The sequence below is a fragment of the uncultured Desulfosarcina sp. genome (genome assembly GCF_963664155.2).
In the GTDB taxonomy this organism is placed as follows: domain Bacteria; phylum Desulfobacterota; class Desulfobacteria; order Desulfobacterales; family Desulfosarcinaceae; genus Desulfosarcina.
Window position 1 is genome coordinate 1018265 of the sequence record NZ_CAXXXH010000001.1, and the last position, 13997, is coordinate 1032261.

The 13997-nt window shown below is 55.0% G+C and carries 11 protein-coding genes; all 11 read right to left on the reverse strand.

Annotation, left to right across the window (positions count from 1 at the left end; all coding sequences use genetic code 11):
• Positions 1 to 33: 33 nt before the first annotated feature.
• Genes ACHZBS_RS04445 through ACHZBS_RS04495 form a run of 11 tightly spaced genes read right to left on the reverse strand, consistent with a single transcriptional unit; the run spans position 34 to position 13929 of the window.
• On the reverse strand, positions 34 to 537 hold the full coding sequence (locus ACHZBS_RS04445; RefSeq protein ID WP_319405321.1) for a response regulator: 504 nt from the start codon (positions 535 to 537) through the stop codon (positions 34 to 36).
• Positions 534 to 1799: a hybrid sensor histidine kinase/response regulator gene (locus tag ACHZBS_RS04450; RefSeq protein WP_319405322.1), complete on the reverse strand. Its 1266-nt coding sequence runs from the start codon at positions 1797 to 1799 to the stop codon at positions 534 to 536. The genes ACHZBS_RS04445 and ACHZBS_RS04450 overlap by 4 nt, the downstream gene beginning before the upstream one ends.
• Positions 1796 to 4234, reverse strand: coding sequence for an ATPase, T2SS/T4P/T4SS family (locus tag ACHZBS_RS04455; RefSeq protein ID WP_319405323.1), 2439 nt, complete (start codon positions 4232 to 4234; stop codon positions 1796 to 1798). Before ACHZBS_RS04455 ends, ACHZBS_RS04450 begins: the two co-directional genes overlap by 4 nt.
• Positions 4235 to 4251: 17 nt before the next feature.
• Positions 4252 to 5691, reverse strand: coding sequence for an ATP-binding protein (locus tag ACHZBS_RS04460; RefSeq protein WP_319405324.1), 1440 nt, complete (start codon positions 5689 to 5691; stop codon positions 4252 to 4254).
• Positions 5692 to 5696: 5 nt separating this feature from the next.
• Entirely contained in the window at positions 5697 to 6344 is a 648-nt protein-coding gene (locus ACHZBS_RS04465) for a GTPase domain-containing protein (RefSeq protein WP_319405325.1), read from the reverse strand.
• A 35-nt stretch (positions 6345 to 6379) separates the two neighbouring features.
• Entirely contained in the window at positions 6380 to 7207 is an 828-nt protein-coding gene (locus ACHZBS_RS04470) for a response regulator (protein WP_319405326.1), read from the reverse strand.
• Positions 7208 to 7211: 4 nt separating this feature from the next.
• Positions 7212 to 8066: an HDOD domain-containing protein gene (locus tag ACHZBS_RS04475; RefSeq protein ID WP_319405327.1), complete on the reverse strand. Its 855-nt coding sequence runs from the start codon at positions 8064 to 8066 to the stop codon at positions 7212 to 7214.
• Positions 8063 to 9469: an HD domain-containing phosphohydrolase gene (locus tag ACHZBS_RS04480; RefSeq protein WP_319405328.1), complete on the reverse strand. Its 1407-nt coding sequence runs from the start codon at positions 9467 to 9469 to the stop codon at positions 8063 to 8065. The genes ACHZBS_RS04475 and ACHZBS_RS04480 overlap by 4 nt, the downstream gene beginning before the upstream one ends.
• A gap of 12 nt (positions 9470 to 9481) precedes the next feature.
• Positions 9482 to 11242, reverse strand: a complete 1761-nt coding sequence (locus ACHZBS_RS04485; protein ID WP_319405329.1) for a response regulator — start codon at positions 11240 to 11242, stop codon at positions 9482 to 9484.
• 15 nt (positions 11243 to 11257) lie between these two features.
• Positions 11258 to 13321 (reverse strand): response regulator, encoded by a 2064-nt coding sequence (locus tag ACHZBS_RS04490; protein ID WP_319405330.1) that lies wholly within the window; start codon positions 13319 to 13321, stop codon positions 11258 to 11260.
• Positions 13322 to 13362: 41 nt separating this feature from the next.
• On the reverse strand, positions 13363 to 13929 hold the full coding sequence (locus ACHZBS_RS04495; RefSeq protein WP_319405331.1) for a response regulator: 567 nt from the start codon (positions 13927 to 13929) through the stop codon (positions 13363 to 13365).
• Between the last annotated feature and the right edge of the window lie 68 nt (positions 13930 to 13997).

Genomic DNA, 13997 nt, shown 5'->3' on the forward strand with positions numbered 1-13997 from the left:
GCATACCATCCACCATTGATTACGCATATATTTTTATTCGATAATCATATAGCCATCTTCGTCCCGATTTACTTTTGTGATTCCGGGGTGTTTTTTCTCCAGCTCCATTAAAATAGCGTCGCGACTCTTGACTTTTCGCAGCAGATGATCCCGCTCTGTTGCCAGATCAATGGATTCCAACGCCCTGAGTATGGTCATCTTTAGGTCCGCATCTTCCCATGGCTTCTGGATAAATTTGTAAACACCCGCTTCGTTGATGGCCTGCATGGCAATCTGAATCTCCGCCTGGCCGGTAAGCATGATGGCCAAAAGATGCGGGTACAGGGCTTTCACCGTTTTGAGAAATTCCAGCCCGTTCATCTTCGGCATGTTGTAGTCGCTGATCACCAGGCTGACCTCTCGCGCCTCCAGGATTGTGAGACCCTCTTCACCCCCCTGGGCGGTCATCAGGGTATAGGGTTCCTTGCGCAAGGCGCGCTGAAAGGATTTGAGCACATTGGGCTCATCGTCCACCATCAAAATTGCGTGTCGTGTCATGGTTCTGCCCTTTCTAAATGTATCGTTTTTTTCGGATCCGCCTTTATCACCGGTAGGCGGACGTCAAATGTCGTTCCCCGGTCCACCGTCGAGGCCACCTGTATGGTTCCTGAATAGGCCTCCACCATCGTTTTAACGCTAGCCAGGCCCAATCCTGTGCCTTGGCCTACCGGTTTGGTGGTAAAATTGGACGAAAAGATCCGATCCATGTGTTCCGGTGATATGCCCTGGCCCGTATCGGACACCCGGATGACCACATGGTCTTCCTCGGCAACGGTCTGCACGGTCAGCCGTTTGACCGGGGCATCCGCCATGGCGTCCAGGGCGTTTTTGATCAGATTGTCGAGGATCTGCTTGATCTGAATGGGGTTGCCCCGGATGCGCGGGATCGCAGTGTCGAGCAGGAGTTCTTTTTCAATCTTGTATTTGAAATCAGGGCTCATTTCGAAAAAGGTGATCTCTTTTTCGATCACCGGGTTTACATCCATGGGGGCAAGGGTAAACTGTGCTTCTTCTCGGGCGTGGGACAGGATACTGCCGATAATTTCTCTCAGGTCGTCGGCCGCGGAGCGGGCGATGTGAAGTCCCTTTTCCATTTTTTCCTTGACCGGCCGGTCACCGGATACATAGACGTCCAGAAGTTGGAGGGCTGCCGAGAGGGCGTGCAGCGGGTTGCTCAGGTTGTGGACGATCTGGGAGGCATAGCGTCCGATGTCTGCCTGCCGCTCCACGGCCAGCATCTGCAGGGTGCGCTGAGCCACCATTTTTTCCAGGTGCTGGTTGTGGGTCTGAAGGGCATCGAGCAGGGCTTCCCGTTCGGCCTGCAAATCCCACAGTGCCAAGGCTTGGCGGATCACGATCTTCAGGTGATCGTTGTCCCATGGCTTGAGGATGTAGCGGTAAACGCTGCCGCTGTTGATGGCGTCCAGAATGAGCCGGGAATCCGAATGCCCCGACAGGACCATCCGGATCACATCGGGTGACCGGTCCGCCACGGCGGCCAGCAGGGACATGCCATCCATCCCGGGCATGCCCAGGTCCGAAACCACCACCTGGACCGTTTCCCCCGATAGGATATCCAGGGCCTGCATCCCGCTGTCGGCCACCACCAGCTTGTAAGGTTCATTGCGCAGCGTACGCTTGATGGCGCTTCTGATCTGCCGGTCGTCATCCACGACGAGCACCGCATGGGACACCTTCAGCGGATGGGCTTTCAGTGTCCAGGCGTCGTAATTGTTGCCGGTGGGTTCTGGTGTCTTCATGGCTCGGGGTGTCCATTTGGCTTCGGTTTTCCCGGCACGGCGGTGCCGCATGCCGGGCAGTGGTGCCAGTCTTTGACCAGCAACTGGTTGCAGGTTTTGCACGATTTGATCAGTTCCACCCCGCAGTAGGGGCAAAAATGGTGGCGCTGTTCCATGAAGGCGCCGCAGTGCACACAGGCAATTTCCGTCATATCCTGCGGGCCGAACACCCGGAGCACTTCCTCACAGGTGGTGGTTCCATGTTGAATTTTTTTTACGGCATCATCCAGCAAGGTGGTCATTCCGGTAAGCCTGGCGGCATGGAGCAACTCCGGTTCGGTGGCGTCCCTGTGAATCATGCGTTTGATCTCACCATCGACCTGGAATATCTCGTAGACACCGATCCTGCCTTTATACCCGCTGTGGTTGCAGCGGTCGCAGCCCGCGCCCATGAATGACTTGAATTCAGGGTCCTTGATCTTGAGGGATCGCAGCATACCCGGATCCGGCTTTACTTCAGCTTTGCAGTGAGTGCAGATTTTACGGACCAGCCGCTGGGCAATCACGCCGGACAGTGCGTCGGAAATAATGTAAGGCGCGATACCCATGTCCCGCAGCCGGGTGATGGCGGCGATGCTGGAATTGGTGTGTAGGGTGGAGAGGACCAGGTGGCCGGTAAGCGCCGCATGGAAGGCCACCTCGGCCGTTTCATGGTCGCGGATCTCCCCCAGCATGATCACGTTGGGATCCTGCCGCAGGATGCTGCGCAGTACATTCGAAAAAGAGAGGCCGATCTTGTCCCGAACGTTCACCTGTTCGGCCATGCTCATGTAATATTCCACCGGGTCTTCAATAGTGGTGAAGTTTTTGGTAATCTTTGCGCCCTTGCGCAGCAGGCCGTAAAGAGAGGTGGTTTTGCCGCTGCCGGTGGGGCCTGTGGCCAGGATGATTCCCTGGGGCCGTTCAATGAACTGTCTCACCACGGTCAGGTCCTTGCCGGCAAACCCCAGGTCCTCGATCTCCTTGCTGGCGGCGTTTTTGTCCAGGATGCGCAGCACCACCTTCTCGCCGTTGATAGTGGGCAGGGTGGAGATGCGCATGTCCACCATGCGGGTGGAGGACTTCACCGTGATGCGTCCGTCCTGGGGGCGCCGTCGTTCGGCGATGTCCAGGTCGCTCATGACCTTGATCCGGGAGACGATGGCCAGCTGCATGTTCACGGGTATGTGAAGCTTGTCGACCAGCAGGTCGTCGATCCGGTAGCGAACCATGATGAATTTGGTTTTGGGCTCGATATGCACGTCAGACGCCCCGTGCCGCAGGGCGTCGGAGATGATGGCATTGACAATGCGGATGGCCGGGGGCTTGTCCTTGGCCCGCAGCAGTTCTTCGATATCCGACCCTTCGTCCGTTTCCTCCAGGACGATCTCGATCTGTTCAGTGGGATCATTCAGGTCCATCTCGGTCAAGGCTGCTTCGAAATCCTGATCCTCCCCGTAGATCTCCTTGATCTTGGCCACGATCTCCTTGCTGGGAGCAATTACCGGCTGGACGGGCATTCCGGTGATAAAGGAAAGATCGTCGATTTTGGCGTAATCCGTGGGATCGGCCATAGCCACGATAAGCTTCTGCCCGCTCTTTTTAAGGGGAAGCAGAATGTTTTTTTCGCAAATCTCCCTGGGAATCAACGAGGCCAGTGCCTCGGGGACATTGAATTCGGCTGGGGAAACGCGATTGACATCCGTGGCTTTCTCGATGGCGCCGATGATGGTTTTTTCGTCGATGGCCCCGATATTGACCAGAATCCTGGAGAGGATGTTATTGTTTTTCGTCTGGATGGACAGCGCTTTTTCCAGGACCTCCGGTTCGATGAGCCCTTCGGCGATCAGGATGTTTCCCAGCTGGCTGCGGTGGGAATTGACGAAACGGCTCAGTTGTTTGATCTCTTTTTTCTGGGTTTCCGCCTGCCGCTTCAGCGATGTGTTTTCGCGAATCAGGTCGTATTGCTCAAGAGCCAGGCTCACGGTGAGCCGGAGGTCGTCATCGTTCCAGGGCTTGGTGATGAATTTGTAGACGGCGCCTTCGTTGACGGCCCCCATCACGGCATCGGTGTCCGCGTATCCGGTAAGCATGATCCGGATGGTTTTGGGGTGCCCGGCTTTTACCTGTTTGAGCAGATCCGTACCGGTCATGCCGGGCATGCGGTGATCGGACACCACCACGTGGACCGGCTGGTGTTTCTCCATCAGCGCCAGGGCTTCGGGGCCCGACCCGGCGGTGAGCAGGTCGTAGTTCTCCTGCCGGAATATGCGCCGCATGGCCTTGAGCACATTGGGTTCATCATCGACGAAAAGAATCCTGTACCTTCCCGTTTCGCCCGGATCGGAAAAATCCTTGGCTTCAGCGCGCCCTTTGGCGGCGTCGTCGTTCAAAAATAGGGATGCAAATCGGGACATAGTTTTCGGCTCGGTTTTCAGGTTGAAGATTTCCGGTCAAGGTTCCTGTTTTTGTCATCCGCCTGCCCGCACGGGGCTATCGGCAGGCGCACCGAAAAAGTGCTGCCTTTTCCCCGGGTGCTGTCCACGGCGATGGTTCCGCCATGGGTTTTTACGGTGCTGTATGCCTGGAAAAGACCCAACCCGGTTCCGCCGCCCACTTCCCGGGTAGTGAAAAATGGATCGAAAATTCTTTCCAGGTGACTTTTTTCGATACCGGGGCCCGTATCCGAAACACGGACCATTACCGCATCACCGTCGCTGACTGTTTCGATGGTGATCTCCCCCTGGTAGCCGACGGCCTGGAAGGCATTTTTGAGGATATTGAAAAACACCTGGTTTATTTCCCGCAGATGGCAGGTCACCAAAGGGAGTTCCCCGTACTGCCGGGTGACGGTGACATCCGGCATCACGTGGCTGGAAAGGATCGCCAGCGTGGTGTCCAGGCAGTCGTTGATGGCGGCGCTTTCCGTCGTGTCGATGCTGGGGTGGGTGAAATCCCTGAGGTTCTGGACGATGATCTTCACCCGTTTGGCCCCATCCAGGGATTCATCGATCAGGTCGCCGGTATCGGACAGGACAAAGTCCAGATCGATATCGTCGATGAACCGGTCGATGGCAGACAACAGTTCCCCGATTTGACGGGCCTTCAGTCCGTCGGTGGACGTTCCGGTCAGAAGCGCCGTGAGCTGCCGGTATTTGCCGATGAGAGCCGCCAGATCTGTGGTGCCAGCTTTGAGCGTATTCAGGTTGCTGATTACAAAACCGACGGGGTTGTTTAACTCATGGGCCATTCCTGCCGCCAACTGGCCAATGGATGCCATCTTCTCCTGCTGCAGCATGTGCAGCTGGGCAGCCTGTATTTCACGGGATTTCTTTTCCACCTCGATTTCTAGATTTTCCGCCAGATGCCGGTACTTCTCTTCGGACAGGGCCAGTGCGGCGGCTTTTTTCTTGAGGTTTTCGTATGAATCGGCCACCACCTGTCCGTGAAGGCCAGCGGTCATGCGATTCCGGTAGTTAAGGTTGATTATCCGGTTGAGACTGCGGGCGACGAACCGACCCAGGGCAAGCCGGGAGTATTTTTCGGCCGGTGGAGGCTCGACAGTTTCGAGGGCCAGGTATCCGATGGTTTCCAGTTCGTGGATCAGTGGAAACAGCATTGCCCGGCCGTGGCCGGTCCCGGCCATCGACGGCACCGTCCGGTCATCCGGCACTTGACAGATACATTCGGAAAAATCGCACCCGACGGCGCACCGGCCAAAATAAACATCCCCGTCAGGCAGAATAATGGCCGCCTCGCTGCAGCCGTCGATCTCTTCCAGCAGCTCTTTCGCCAGGGCCTGTGGAAGCAGGTCTTCGAGGCCGTATTCCCGGTCGAAGGCGTCTGTTTCGATGTGTTCGTATAGCATTGTCATGAGGTTCACGATACCGGTAAAAGATCGGTTAAATGACCGGCCTGTATGCCATGATGCCTGTTCAGGTCGTAGCTTTCGTCCAGGCTGGCGTATGTGCCCGCGAGTAAGCGGTGGAACGTCTTTACAATACCGATGCCTTTCAGGGCAGAACTGAAAACGATGGGCAGCCCGGTGGGTTGCCAACGGCGGAGGACGTCCTCCTCGCTGACGATATCCGTCAGGTCCCGCTTGTTGAACTGCACCACCAGGGGAAGGCGCTCGAAATCCAGGCCCACCCTGCCGGCGTTTTTCTCCAGGTTGTCAAAGCTTTCGAAATTGCTTACGGCCTGGCTGGTCCGGGAATCGGCCACGAACACCACCCCGTCCGCACGGGAGAGGACAGCCTTCCGCGTGGCATCGTGGGCCACCTGACCGGGAACGGTGTACAGCTTCACCTTGATCGAGAATCCGCTTTTCGCCCTGACAACAAGGGGTAAAAGGTCAAAGAACAAGGTGCGGTCCCCCTTGGTTTCAAAGGTCATCAGTTCGCCGCACTTGTTCGTTTCCATCATATCGTGCAGGCGCATCAGATTGGTGGTCTTCCCGCTCAGGGCCGGGCCGTAGTAGACCAGCTTGACCACCAGTTTGTTCTTTTCCCGAATCAGTTCCGCCATGGTAGGAGTCCTTTTTGCGTTTCGTACCGGATCGATCAGTCGGTGGCGGGGTTCAGGGTCATGATAATGCCCTGGCCCTGGTAACGTCCGGTCAGGGGGATCAGGTCCATCTCAAATCCACGGCCGTCCCTGCACCGGGCCGAAATCCGCTTTTTTTCCAGGCTGCCGAGACAACCGAGAAGGTCAGATTCAACCGTTGCGTCGAAGCAGTCACCAATACTGTCGCCGACTTCCAATTGCCGGCTATGCCCCATATTCTGCCGTGCAGCCTTGTTGGCCATCACCACCAGCATTTCCGAGCTGACACCTAAAATGGGAAGGGGAATGTCGTCGAGAATGGCATGGGAGATTTGAAGGGCCTTGTTCTGGAATTCCAGGTTCTGGGTCCGTTCGAGGATGATTTGTTCCAGGCTCTCATTGACTTTTTTCAGTTCCTCATTCTTTTGGAAAACCTGGTCATGAAGACGCTTGTTGTCCTCCATCAGATCATACTGCTCGAGAGCCTGGCGGATCTCCAGTTTCAGGTTCTGGTCATTCCAAGGCTTCAGGAAAAATTTGTACAGATGGCCTTCGTTGATGGCCTCGCTGATACTGTCCACATCCGTGTATCCGGTAAGGATGATCCGGATAATGTCCGGGTAGGCGGCTTTGACTTCCTTAAGAAATTCGGTGCCGCTCATCTCCGGCATGCGCTGGTCCGACACTACGACATGAACTTCATTTTCAGCCAGGATCTGAAGGCCCTGTTTGCCGCTGTTGGCGGTCAGCAGCCTGAAATCCTCTTTGCGTAGCAATCTTTTCAGTGCATTGAGAATATTGGGTTCGTCATCGATGCATAAAAGCGTGCGTTGATTTTTTTCCATGTCGCTATCCTTTGTTGAAAAAATCACAGGCCGCCGCCATTTCCCGTTTGACGTCGGGAAACCAGCTCGCGCTGTCTTTTAAAATGCCGGTTACGGGACCCCTTACCGCTTCCGGCATGATCTCGGGAATGAGACGGTGCCCCGGCAGGTTGTTCATTACGTTGACCAGGGTGTCAGATATGGCTATCAGCCCTGGAAGCGTGCCGTCGACGCCCTGGGCAATGCCGCCATGGTGGTGACGGATGGCCATTTTCAACGATTCGGGCAGCATCCACCGCCGGGCCAGGTTGCTGCCAATGAGGTTGTGTGGATAGGTATCTTCGGTTTTTTCTGCCGTGTAGAAAGTAACGTTCCCGTCCATTGCAGTTTCCATCAGCGATAGGCAAACCTCCGGGAAATGGTTGACCAACACCACTTTGCCGATGTCGTGGACCAGGCCGGCGGTAAAGGCTTCTTCAGGTACGGCCAGGCAAGTCTGGGCCGCCAGATGACGGCTCATTACGGCCACGCAAATCGAATGAGTCCAAAAGCGGGATATATCAAAGCCTTTGAGAGCATTTTTGGTTTTCAGACTGTCGATGACCGAAACTGTTACCACTGCATTTTGCACCGTACTGTACCCCATAAGGGTGACTGCATGACGGAGGTTGGTGATCCTGCTTTTAAACCCGTAAAAGGAGGAGTTGACCAGACGCAGCATCTTGAGGACGATGGACTGGTCTTTTTCCAGCAGGTCCACAAGGTGCTCAATGGGAGTATCGACATCCTGGAGCAGGCTGTTGACCGCCATTGCCACCGTAGGCAGTGTCGGCAAGTCGCTGATGCCGTCGATCGTCTTGATCATCCGGTGGCGGTTCATGGTGTATCCTCCCTTTCAGTCTGGAGGCCCGATTCCTTCGTGACGGCGATGGTATCTTCAATCATTCCCCGGTTGCCGATGGTCATTATACTCTGCAGTGCGCCGTCGCCCAGCGTCGTGCCGCGCGTCAGCAACAACCGTCCGTCCTTGAGGCGAAGGTCTTCCATCAGGACCATGCCCTTCCTCAGTAGATTGAAGGGTAGCTGGTTGATGGTCTTTTTCGTCGGATCGCTGCCGATGCTTTTCAGAAAGTGGCGAACTATCACCCCGTCGTAACGTTTGCCGGCGCCTTCAATGATGACTTTTTCGGCGATCGCTTTGCGCACCACCATTTCCTCGGCGATCTCTATGGCGGATAGGGTAGCATGGCTCATATAGCGGCGGGCCACGTAAAGCACCCGTTTTACTCCTATTGGCCACAGATGCAGCACGGTGCAGTAGTCGGCCGCCACAGCCAGGATCCGGGCATCCGTAGAGAGGTCGTCGCCCATGATCCTGCGAGGAAAACCCGATCCATCCAAGTTTTCGTGGTGGGCGCCGACAATCTCGCTGATCTCCCTTAGCCCCTCCACCGAGGAGAGGGACAGCGCCGCGATCTCCGGGTGATGAGTGTAAGCCTCGAACTCGTCAGTCGACATGGATCGTTCGTCTTTTTCCAGGATGGCTTCGGGCATTCCCATCAGGCCGATATCATGAACCAGACCGGCCATCTCCACCCGGTTCTGTATGGTTTCATCCAATCCGGCCGTCGCCGCGATCTTTCGGGCCAACTGCCCTACCGCCTTCATGTAGCTCCCCAGTTTAGGATTGCTGGACTCCACTAAAGAGAGCAGCAGACGGATGGTCTCCATCAGGCTTTTTTCCAGGCCGTTGTTCAGTTGATGGAGCTTCTTATTCTGGTATTTCAGGGCCCAGGTCCGCTCGTTGACTTTCTCTTCAAGACTTTTGTTCAAGTCAGCCAATTCCTGATTCTGCCGTCGGGTCAGTTCGGTCAGGCGGATATTTTCAAGCCTTAGTTCCACCTGGCTCAACGCCTCGCGCACCAACAAAAGAATTTCCGAATCGTTCCATGGCTTTGCCAGGTATTTATGGATATTGCCTTTGTTGACCGCATCCACCACGGCATCTATGTCCGAGTAGCCGGTCAGCAGAAACCTTACGGCATCAGGGCAACAGTCCATGGACTGCTCCAGAAAGGTGGCGCCATTCATCCCCGGCATGCGCTGGTCCGAAATGATCAACGACACCGGGTTTTCCATCTGTCTGAGCAGGTCCAGTGCTTGCTGCCCACACTCTGCAGTCAGAATCTGATAGCCATCCCGACGAAACAGCCGTTTCAGAGCTTTTAGAATGGAGGCTTCGTCGTCAACCAGCAGAAGCGTGTGGTCGTATTTCAATTTCATCGAAGTTACCCGTCAGGTTGCTTGTGCCATGAATGCCTTACCCTCAGATGCAGCATCCGCCGTTTCCTGCAGGGCACCCACCGGCAGTTGAACAATAAAGGTGGTGCCTTCACCGACTTTGCTTTCCACATGGATGTGGCCCTTGTGTTTTGCTATGATATTGTAGGCGATATTCATTCCCAGGCCCGTGCCTTTGCCCACATCCTTGGTGGTAAAAAACGGATCGAAAATCTTGGTGATATTCTCCTCCGAGATGCCGCAGCCTGTATCGCTGATACGGATTTCCACCTTGTCGTCAATGCTGGCTGTTACGATTTTTATTTCCCCTGATTTTTCAATGGCATGGGCCGCGTTGACCAGGATGTTCATGAATACCTGATTGAGCTGCTGGGGGTAGCCATGAATAATCGGGATGTCGCCCAGCTCCTTGACAATGGTGGCTTTGTATTTAAGCTCATTGTTCACCACATTCAGCGTAGACTCGATACCGGCGTTGATGTCTGTCTCCTTCATCCTGTCTTCGCCCGGATGGGCGAAATGTTTCAGGTCCTCGACAATTCTCTTGATCCGTTCAGTTCCTTCCCGACAGTCGCCGATTAGATCCCCAACATCTTCCTGGATGTATGCAATGTCCACGTCCTCCTCTGTGGCGTCGACCTGTGCGATAAGGTCAACGACGGTTGCGGGCAGCAGGCCGTCCGGCAGGCCTTTCAGCTCCGATCTTAGCTTCTGGTAGTCGCCGATCAACCGGTTCATGTCCTTCTGATAGTCGCCCAGAGTTTTCAGGTTGCTGCTGACGAATCCGGTGGGATTGTTGATCTCATGGGCCACACCGGCAGCCAGTTGACCGATTGAGGCCATTTTTTCCGATTGTACCATCTGAGCCTGGGTGCGCTCCAGGTTCTTCAGGGTGCTCTCCAGTTTTAAATTCTTCCTGATCAGTTCGCTGGAGATCTTTTTGAGTTTATGATTCAGTCCCTGGATTTCTTCGTTGCGCTGATGGGCTTCGGTGATGTCACGGGATACAATGGTGACGGTCTGGACCCGGCCCTGTTCATCGATCACCGGCACAACGGTGCGTTCCTTGATGGTTTCCTTGCCGTCGTCCTTGCCAAAACGGTCCAGGTAAACAGCGGCGCGGCCCGTGTCGAATCCCTTTTCAACCATTTCCCGGATAGTATGTTCGTAGAATGATGCTTCCGCCGGATCGGCCACCCGGCAGCAGGGCCGGCCGATGACATCGGAATAGTCGCCCTGCATGACAGTCGAGGCAGCCTTGTTGATGGAGGTGAGGTTGATGTCGCGGTCAACGGAGATGATCTCCTCGTGGAGCGCGTCAAAAATGGTTCGGAATTTGGCGCGGCTGTCGATCAGCGTTTGCTGCAGGGCCTGATGCTTATCCTCGAGATCGATGATCCGCCATCCTGTGTGCATGCGGGCCTGCAGTTCGCGGAGTTGATAGGGCTTGGGCACGAAGTCGTCGGCACCGGCGTCGAAGGCCGTCAAGGCATCTTCCTTGCGGTCCTTGGCAGTCATGATAATGATGTAGGTGTAGGCCGTGGTCTGGGATTCGCGGATCTTGCGACACAGCTCGATTCCGCTCAACTCCGGCAGCATCCAGTCGCTGACCACGATACGAGGCCGTTCCTTGTTGAATGCTTCCCACGCCGTGACACCGTTGCTGGCCGTGATGACCATGGCATCGGTTTTTTGGATCATTTTTTCCAGCAGGGTCAAGGAAACGGGATCATCCTCGACGATCATAACCTTCATGCCACACCTCCGTTTTTAATGCGGTAATGCCGGGTTTGTTCCATTTTGTCCTTGGTTCGGCCCCGCTTCCGTTACCGCCTGAATGGGGAGCGCGATGGTAAAGGTGGTCCCTTCTCCCTCGCGGGAGTCGAACTGAATAGAACCGTTGTGTTTTTCCTTGATGACGGCATGGGCGATGGTGAGTCCCTGGCCGGTCCCCTTGCCCACGGGTTTGGTAGTGAAGAACGGGTCGAAAACCCGCTGCCGGATCGATGCGGGAATGCCGCCTCCGTTGTCGGCGATGCGGATTTGGACGGTGTCGTCGACCATCCTTGTGCTCACGCGGATCAGCCCTTTGCCCTGCTTCCCTTCATCGGTTTTTTCCCCGATCGCATGGGCTGCGTTGATGATCAGGTTCAGGAACACCTGGTTCAGCTCTCCGGGGAAGCAGGGCACGGCAGGTAGACCGGCAGCGAAGTCGGTTTCCATGTCCGCCACGTATTTCCATTCGTTACGCGATACCGTGATGGTGCTTTCCAGGGCCTGGTTGAGATCCGTTTCAATTTTTCGGTCAGTACCCGGATGCGAGAATTGGCGCATGGCCTTGATGATCCTGCTGACCCGCTGGATGCCCTCCAGGCTCTGCCCGATGGCTGTGGGTACCTCGCTGGACAGGTAGGACAGGTCTGCAGCTTCAATGGCCCTCTCCGCATCGGCGACAGGCTCGGAGGTGTCGGCATTCGCCTTGACGGCCGCCAGCAGCCGTGCGTAGGTCTGCATGACCGGCTGTATGTCCCCGAAGGCGTCTTCCAGAAATCGGGTATTATCCCCCACGTATTGAATCGGGGTATTGATCTCGTGGGCGATGCCGGCGGCCAACTGCCCGATGGCCTCAAGCTTCTGGGACTGGCGTAATTCCCGCTCCAGGGTTATCTTTTCCGAAATGTCCTCCACCAGTTCGATGGCAGCCACCACCTTCCCGTCTTTGTCGTGGATGGGGGTGGAAACGATTCTGAACTGGTGTTCACCCGCATTCATAGGCGTTGCGGTAATGGCTTCAAAACGTATGCCCTCCTTCAGAGTCCTGACTGTGGGGCAGTATTCGCAGAGGTTTTCACGGGGTGGGGTGTTGAACGCCCGATAGCAGATCGGATGATCTGCGGCCTGGATATCCGGGAACCAATTGCGCATCTGCCGGTTCATCCATAGGATTTTCATATCCGGGCTGATCGTGGCCACGCCGATGCCGATGTTTTCCACAATCTGCCGGGATTTTTCTTCCGACACCCGCAGGGCTTCCTCGGCCGCCTTGCGCTCCGTGATGTCGACCATCACCCCCGCAAGTCCGGCCACGTTTCCGTTACTATCCAGAAAGGTAGCCTTATTGAGCAGAAAATTATGGATTGAGTTGTCCGGATAAACCACGTCGTATTCATAGGCAACCTTTCCGGGATTGCTGATCAGTTTCCGATCCGTTGCATGGGAAATGTCTGCAAGCAGCTTGGGGACGATGTCGGATGCGGTCATGCCTATTAATTGGTTTCTTTTTTTTCCAGCCAACATCTCAAAAGCGGTGTTACACCCCTGGAATTGTCCTTCCTTGTTTTTATAGAAGATCGGGCTGGGAATGGCGTCGATGAGAGTCTGCAAAAAAGTCAGTTGGCTGTCCAGCATTTCCGTGCGCTGCCGCACCATGCTTTCAAGCTTGTCCAGATAGACTTTTTTTTCGATTTCGAGCCGTTTCCGCCGCAGAGCGTTCTCCACGTTGATCAGGACGATATTTCGCGTAAAGGGTTTGACGATGTAGCCGTAAACCCCCATATTCAAGGCTTCTCTGGCTTCTTCGGGTTTATCGATGATGGATACCATGATCATGGGCGTATCCGGATAGTTTTCATTGACCTGGCGAACTAGGTCGAAGCCCGAAGCTCCCGGCATGTCAATATCACTCAGAATCAGATCGATCGGGTGGCTGTCCAGTATCCGCATGGCTGCCGCGACATCTTTTGCCGTTTGGCACGCGTATCCGGCCATCTCCAGGTATCGTTTCAGGAGTGTCCGGATCTGCGCTTCGTCGTCTACGATCAATATGTTCGTCATTGATTTTTCTTTCTGACAAAAAGAGGTTTCATCCGTGCGTTTCACATGACATCCGTTTCGGCCAACGTTCCTTCAAGTGTCAAGCTCACAGCCGAAAGCAGGAATTTTTTGTCAATAGGTTTGGGAATCAGCATCAACGGACCGAATCGGGATGCTTCCATCATCATCTTGCCGTCCGGATAACCGGTGACCACGATGACGGGGATGTCTTTGTGGTTTTTCCTTAATTCCCGAATAAATTCTGGGCCGCTCATCACGGGCATTTCCAGATCCAGCAATGCTAAGTTTACCGAATCGTTCTGGACATGTAACAACCCCTCCTCGCCAGTTGTGGCGGTGATCACACGGTATCCCTGGGGTTCTAACAACCGAGACATGAGTTTGCAGACGTCGGCATCGTCATCGATGACCAGGATGTTGACCTGTTTTTTTATTCCGGGATTGATTTCCGACCACGTCATCAGTGTTGATTTGCTAAACCGCCAGTCTTTTCCGATTTTAAATGCCGGTATGGTGCCTTTGCGAGCCATCCGACGAATGGTTTCCACGTGGGCACAAAGGAATTCCGCCGCCTGTTGTGCATTTAAAATATCTCGTATTCCTGTCATGTGGCTCTCCTTGCCGTTCTGTCCGTTGCTATTCGTAGAATTGGACATCACCATCAGTCCGATACCAT